At 73.7% G+C, this 1950-nt stretch carries 1 protein-coding gene; it reads left to right on the top strand.

The features are described from left to right. A partial coding sequence (locus tag AB0M20_RS40665; protein ID WP_364306547.1) for a discoidin domain-containing protein occupies positions 1-1899 on the top strand: 1899 nt, incomplete at its 5' end. Between the last annotated feature and the right edge of the window lie 51 nt (positions 1900-1950).

The raw sequence follows: 1950 nt of genomic DNA, 5'->3' as shown, positions 1-1950 counted from the left end.
CCCTTCGCCACCAGCCAGACCCTCACCGCGCTGGCCAACCAGCTCATCGACTACCCGGCGCAGCCCTATGTGGACGCCGGCGACTACTACGACGTGCTGCGGGGCTACGCGGTGACCCAGCGCAAGAACGGCCGACCGTATGTGGCGGAGGCGCACCACCCCGACGAGGATCGCTGGATCTACGACGGCTTCAACCACAGCGAGGACTACAACCACTCGACCTTCAACGACCTGGTCCTCTCCGGCCTCCTCGGGATCCGGCCCCAGGCCGGCGGATCGGTGCGGATCGCGCCGCTGGCCCCGCCGTCGTGGGATCACTGGGCGGTGGAGAACGTCGCCTACCACGGGCGCAACCTGAGCGTGGTGTGGGATTCGACCGGGTCGGCGTACGGCCGCGGGGCCGGGCTGAGCGTGTGGCTGGACGGGCGGCTCGCACACCGGCAGGCGACGCCGGCCAGGACCACGGTGCCGGTGCCGCCCTCGGCACGGGCGGAGCTGCCGGAGCTCGTCGACGACGCGGCCAATGTGGACGAAGCCGGCTATCCGGTGGCTCGTGCGTCGTACACGTGGGGCGGTGACACGGCGGCCAACGCGATCGACGGGCAGGACTTCCATCTCGACGTGCCGACCACCCGATGGACCACGTGGTCGTCGCCGAACCGCGCCGACTGGCTGGAGGTCGACCTGGGTGCGGCCACAGTGGTGTCCGACGTGCGGATCGACTTCTACGACGACGGCGGCGGTGTGCGTGCCCCGCAGTCGTTCGGCCTGCAGTACCAGACGCCCGAGGGCGAGTGGCGCGACGTGCCCGGCCAGACGCGGACCCCGGCCACGCCGGTCGGCCGGGCGATCAACCGCGTGCTGGTCGACCCGCCGCTGACCACCGACCGGCTGCGGGTGCTGCCGGTGCGCGACGACGGCGGTGCGGTCGGCATCACGGCCGTGCAGGTGTGGCGCCGGCCCGACCCGGCGCTGGCGGTGAGCTTCCCGGGTCTGAGCGGCGGCGGCGCGGTCGACGCGGACGCCGGCGAGACCGTGACGGTCCGGTCGCGGGTGACGGCCACGAGGGCGGCGCGCGACGTGCGGGTCTCGCTCCAGGTGCCGCGCGGCTGGACGGCGCGCGCGGTCACCGCCGCGCAGGCGAGCCGTCTCGGCAAGGGCGACACCCTGGGAACGACCTGGCGGGTGACGATCCCGCCGGGCACCGCCCTCAGCGACGGCCCGCCGATCCGTGCGCTGGCCACGTCGCGGGCGGCGGCCGGGGTCAGCAGCGCGGTCGTGCCGACGAAGTGGTCGTTCGATCCGGCCGACTTCCCCACGCCTGCGTGGCAGGACGATTTCTCGACGGACCGGCTCGCGTCCTACCGGGTCGACCAGCTCATCGGCAACGAGCCGCCGCCGGAGCTGTCGGTCGCCGACGGCGCGTTGACCGCCCGGGCGTCGAGCCGGGCGTTCGGGGTGCTGGCCGCGCCGGTGACCGGCTCGCCGTCGGGGACCGCGGTGATCGTGACGCCGCGCTCCTTCGGCGGGGGCGACCCGGAGGACAGCCTCTTCGCGGGCGCGTCGAGGGCGCCGTCGGACAACGCCCTGATCTGGTACAACAACCACTTCGGCACGTCCGGCGCGGACGTCCGGGTCGACAACCGGTCGCGCCCGGAGGCGACCGGCGGCTGCTGTGCGGACTACCGGTGGCAGGCGGGCGACCGCCTCGCCGCGGTGACGAAGGACGGCAACCTCACCACGTGGCTGTTCCGCGACGACAAGTGGACGCAGCTGCACGACGCGCCGCTGAGCGCCGCGGTCGACGATGCCACGGTCGGCTCGTGGAACCCGGCCTTCGGCCTACGCCTGGACGCGGGCGCCATCGTGCTCGACGACGTCACGGTCCTGACCCGTTAGGGGGCGCGGAGGAGGTAACCGATGCCGCGGACCGTGTGGATCAGCGCGGGC

Source organism: Actinoplanes sp. NPDC051633 (genome assembly GCF_040681735.1).
Classification (GTDB): domain Bacteria; phylum Actinomycetota; class Actinomycetes; order Mycobacteriales; family Micromonosporaceae; genus Actinoplanes.
The sequence above is the reverse complement of the archived record's forward strand: the minus strand, read 5'-3'. Positions and strand labels throughout refer to the sequence as shown.